Origin of the sequence: Bellilinea sp. (assembly GCF_034432615.1) — a bacterium.
In the GTDB taxonomy this organism is placed as follows: domain Bacteria; phylum Chloroflexota; class Anaerolineae; order Anaerolineales; family Anaerolineaceae; genus Bellilinea.
This window is the reverse complement of the sequence record NZ_DAOUBL010000360.1, coordinates 1-4476: the sequence shown is the minus strand read 5'-3', so window position 1 is coordinate 4476 and position 4476 is coordinate 1. Positions and strand designations below refer to the sequence as shown.

Annotated in this window: 4 protein-coding genes and 3 tRNA genes; 4 read left to right on the top strand and 3 right to left on the bottom strand. The window is 55.5% G+C overall.

The genetic code is table 11. The features are described 5' to 3' along the window. Positions 1-135 precede the first annotated feature (135 nt). From VAE48_RS16160 to VAE48_RS16150, 3 genes are all read right to left on the bottom strand, one after another. Positions 136-208 (bottom strand) — tRNA-Thr (locus VAE48_RS16160). 55 nt (positions 209-263) lie between these two features. Next, positions 264-346, bottom strand: a tRNA-Tyr gene (locus VAE48_RS16155). Positions 347-421: 75 nt separating this feature from the next. Beyond that, positions 422-494: transfer RNA gene (locus tag VAE48_RS16150), tRNA-Thr, on the bottom strand. Between the two features lie 319 nt (positions 495-813). On the opposite strand from VAE48_RS16150, the gene VAE48_RS16145 reads away from it, so the two are divergent. The 4 genes from VAE48_RS16145 (at position 814) to VAE48_RS16130 (ending at position 4290) form a co-directional block, all read left to right on the top strand. After that, complete coding sequence (locus VAE48_RS16145; RefSeq protein ID WP_322794367.1) at positions 814-1632, top strand: MBL fold metallo-hydrolase; 819 nt, start codon at positions 814-816, stop codon at positions 1630-1632. Positions 1633-1642: 10 nt separating this feature from the next. Beyond that, a complete protein-coding gene (locus tag VAE48_RS16140) occupies positions 1643-1945 on the top strand; it encodes a hypothetical protein (protein ID WP_062158829.1) in 303 nt (100 codons plus the stop codon). Further along, positions 1890-3020: an A/G-specific adenine glycosylase gene (gene mutY / locus VAE48_RS16135; RefSeq protein ID WP_322794366.1), complete on the top strand. Its 1131-nt coding sequence runs from the start codon at positions 1890-1892 to the stop codon at positions 3018-3020. The genes VAE48_RS16140 and mutY overlap by 56 nt, the downstream gene beginning before the upstream one ends. A gap of 100 nt (positions 3021-3120) precedes the next feature. Next, complete coding sequence (locus VAE48_RS16130; protein WP_322794365.1) at positions 3121-4290, top strand: hypothetical protein; 1170 nt, start codon at positions 3121-3123, stop codon at positions 4288-4290. Positions 4291-4476 lie beyond the last annotated feature (186 nt).

Below are 4476 nucleotides of genomic sequence, written 5' to 3'. Positions count from 1 at the left end.
TGCCATGGTCAATATGCCCCATGGTCCCTACGTTCAGATGCGGTTTCGTTCGCTCAAATTTTTGCTTCGCCATGTTTTTTCTCCTTGGCTCCTCTCTTAAATAACTAGAAGGGTCCTGGGAAAACCGGCATCAAGAGCCCTCAATGGGATTTGAACCCATGACCCCGCCCTTACCAAGGGCGTGCTCTACCTACTGAGCTATGAGGGCTTGCCGTTCTCCAGAAACTCCCCTAAAGTTTGGGGATTTTCGGTCAGACGACCAGTGGGCAGTGAAGGATTCGAACCTCCGAAGGCGTTCGCCAGCTGATTTACAGTCAGCCCCCTTTGGCCACTTGGGTAACTGCCCATGCCCCGAGCCGTTGCCGGCTCGCAAGTGAGGTCATCTATTTCAGATCAGCCTCACTCGCCAGCCCGCAACCTGAGCCGACGACGGGAATCGAACCCGTAACCTACCACTTACAAGGCGGTTGCTCTGCCGATTGAGCTACGTCGGCCTGAATTGTTAAGGGTCATAATAGCGCGCTAGATTATATCAGAGGGTCTGTGTGAAGGCAAGGTTTACGCCCGTTATTTAACCTTTTTCCTCTCCCAAAAAAGCCCCTTGCTGCCTCATTTACCCGCTTGTGTGTTGAATCTTATCACAATCTTGTGTGTTGAATCTTATCACAATATTGAAGATGATATGGCTTTCTCAAAGCTCCTTGACAATCCTAAAACTTTGTATCGAAACTGGAATTGTGGCGAAACAAACCCCCACCGACCTCCCCCAATATCGCTTTCGCGATATTGGGGGAGGCGCAGGAGGGGGCAAAATTGCTCGATTTGACGTATCAGTGGATTATTCCGAATAGACATCGGTCAGCGCCGGCCGGCTACTGTTTGACCGTTCTCGACTTTGAGAAAGCCATGTTGAAGATGATTGCCGACCTCTACCTTTTGCCGGTTTCCATGTATAATCAAGGCAGTATAAATGGAGGCTGCATGGAAATTACCTGGTACGGGCATTCCTGTTTTCGAATCACCGAACGCAATTTAGCCAGTGTGGTGACCGATCCCTACGATCACCGCGCGGTGGGTCACGATCCGCTTAAACTCAAAGCGGACATCGTCACCGTCAGCCACGCGGCGCCCGGTCACAATTATCTGAACGGCGTCAAGGGCGAGCCGTTCATCATCAGCGGACCGGGTGAATTTGAAATCGGGGGAGTGTTCATTACCGGTGTGCAAACCAACGGACATACCAAAAAGACAACGGATGAACCGCGCAATACGCTGTATCTGATTGACTACAACGGCATCAATGTGCTGCATTTGGGGGCTATCAACCGTGTCCCCACCCAGACTGAGGTGGAAACATTGGGTCCGGTACACATCGTACTGGTGCCGGTTGGCGGCGGCAGCGGTTTAAATGCCGCCAAGGCTGCCGAAATCATCAGCCTGCTCGAGCCCAATCTGGTGATTCCCATGCATTACGCTACCCCGCAATCCACCATAAAACTGGAGCCGTTGAGCAAGTTCCTGAAAGAAATGGGGCTGACGGCGGTAACCACCCAACCTTCTCTTAAAGTGACTTCGGTGAACTCGCTGCCGGAGGAAACCCAGGTGATTGTGCTTGATCCGGTTGGCAATTGAGGAGTAAACTGTGGCTGTCAAATTGATCATGTCGTGGGATATTGCCCCCGAACGCGAACAGGAATACTTTGAATTCGTGGTACGCGAGTTTATCCCCGGCGTTCAACGCCTGGGGTTCGAACTGAGCGATGCATGGGCAACGGTTTACGGCTCACAGCCGCAAATTCTGGTTGGCGCGGTCGTACCATCCCCCGCACAGGCGCGCCAAATCCTCAATTCCGCCGAGTGGAAAAGCCTTAATAATCAGCTGCAGGATTATGTCCGCAATTACCGGTACAAAATCGTCGAAGCCCGCAGCGGATTCCAGTTCTGAATTTGCCGGGCGGCTGCTCGACTGGTACCGGCAAAACCGCCGCAGCCTGCCCTGGCGCCAAACCCGCGACCCCTATGCCGTGTGGGTCTCGGAAATCATGCTCCAGCAGACTCGTGTGGAAACGGTCATCCCCTATTACCAGCGCTGGATGGAGCAGTTTCCCACCCTGCAGCATCTGGCACAGGCCGATGAGCAGCAAGTCCTCAAGGCGTGGGAAGGGCTGGGCTACTACAGCCGCGCGCGCAGCCTGCATCGCGCCGCCCGGCTGGTCATCGAAAAATATAACGGTCAAATCCCCTCCGAGATTGAAAATCTCATTCGTCTGCCCGGTGTAGGGCGGTATACCGCCGCCGCCATCGCTTCGATTGCCTTTGGGCAGGATGAACCGGCTTTGGACGGCAATCTGCGGCGGGTCATCGCCCGGCTTTTCAACGTCAGCCTGCCGGCCCGCTCGCCGCAGGGAGAAGCCCGCCTTCTGGAATTGTTGTATTCCCATTTGCCGGCCGGCAAAGCCGGAGATTTCAATCAGGCGTTGATGGATTTGGGGGCGTTAATCTGCACACCGCGCAAACCGCACTGCAGCCGCTGTCCACTGGCGGATGGGTGTCAGGCAAAGGCGCTCGGCGTTCAGGAAGAACGACCTGTCCAGTCACCCCGCGCCGCCACACCTCACTACACCGTTACCGCCGCCGTCATCACACGCGCCGGCAAAGTTCTGCTCACCCGCCGGCCTGCCAACGGTTTGCTGGGCGGTTTATGGGAATTCCCCGGCGGCAAACAAGAAGAAGGTGAAACCCTGCCGGAATGTTTGCAGCGCGAAATTCGGGAGGAATTGGGGGTCGAAATCGAGGTGGGCGAGGTACTGGGAATTTACCGCCATGCCTACACCCACTTCAAAGTGAAACTGCACGCCTTTTTTTGCACACTTTTGCAGGGGGAACCGCAGCCCCATCAGGCCGATGACCTGACCTGGGCCGCCCTGAGCGAATTGCCGCACTTTGCAATGGGTAAAATTGACCGTCAAATCGCCGCCGACCTGCTGAAGATGGAGCGCTCCCTCTTTCCGCCGGAGTGATTCACCGTCTTCGCCCACTGCCTTTCTCCGTTCAACGCAGTACACCCTGTTATAATTTACTTGATTTACAAAATTAGTCAATTATACGGAGAACAATCTCATGCAAACCAAACAAATTCTGCCCTGGGCGCTGGTGATCGTGCTCGGCCTGGCGCTGATTGTGATGCTGGTGCAGCAAAATCAACCCGCGGCAGTTTCGCAAAACCAGACTGAAACCGCCACTCCACCCGTCGCCATTGCGGCTTCTCCCACCGCCGAAACGCCCGCCTCCAACCCGAGCACCACCCCCACCAATGAACAAACAACCACCGCCAAACCGGCTGACCTGATCACGCCGAGCGCTTCTCCATCTCAGCCAGACCTCACCCCAACCTCGCCAGCGCCAACCAACGCATCCATCACCGGTTTTCAGCCGCTGGCAGCCCCGCCCATCCCTGTGAATATCATTGACCACCGCGCCGTGGCATTGTATGACCAGATCCCGCCCGAGTTTTTGCAGGAAGCCGAGAAAATCCGCATGGTGTTCTTCGACCGCAGCGTGGGTTGGAACATCAGCAGCGGGTTGGATTGTCTGGCAGCCCCCTCGTGGGCAGCCAGCCCCTCGCACTGCCGGCGCTACTTTACCAGTCAGGTGATCTGCGCCCCCGATCCCAACTCCAATCAGGTCAAGACTTACACCGGCAGAGATGCGGCCATTCCCGCCGCCATCCGCTTTCCGGGCGGCAACGACCGCAGCAACATTGAATTCGTCCTCAGCGAAGGCGCCTACTGGTTTGAAGAATTGCAGTACTTCCTCAACCAGGTGCCGCAATACGCCGACCGCCAGATTATCACCTACGGGCACAATTACCTGCAGGTGACCAGCGCTTCCGACATCGCCGATGTGTACTTTGATCCCAGTTACGACGGCCCCAACCTGTATGATCTGGTTGGGCTGGAAGCGCAATATCCCGATAAAACCTTCGTGTACTGGACCACTTCGCTGGCGCGCAACATCGGCACGGATGTCTCGCGCCGTTTCAACGATCAGATGCGTGAGTGGGCCAGAACCAACAACCGTATCCTCTACGATCTGGCCGATATCCTCAGTCATACACCCGAGGGTGAAGCCTGCCTGAGCGACAGCGGCAACCCGGTCATCTGCTGTGCGTACACCACCGAAAGCGAAGGGGGACATTTGGGGGCGGTTTCGGCCGGCAAATTACAGGCGGCCAAAGCCATGTGGGTGTTGCTGGCGCAGTTAGCCGGCTGGCAGCCCAACACACCCTGAACTTTTCAGCGTCATTACAAAAGCCCAACAAAATTGAAAACCGCCGATTCAGGCGGTTTTTTCTGCTACAATGGAGCGGGTCAAAATTCTTTACTACATGGAGAACAATTGTCAATGAAAATCAACCGTCTTGCGCCTTGGGGGATGGCGCTCATCCTTCTGGCAACAGCGGTATTTCCGCTCAAT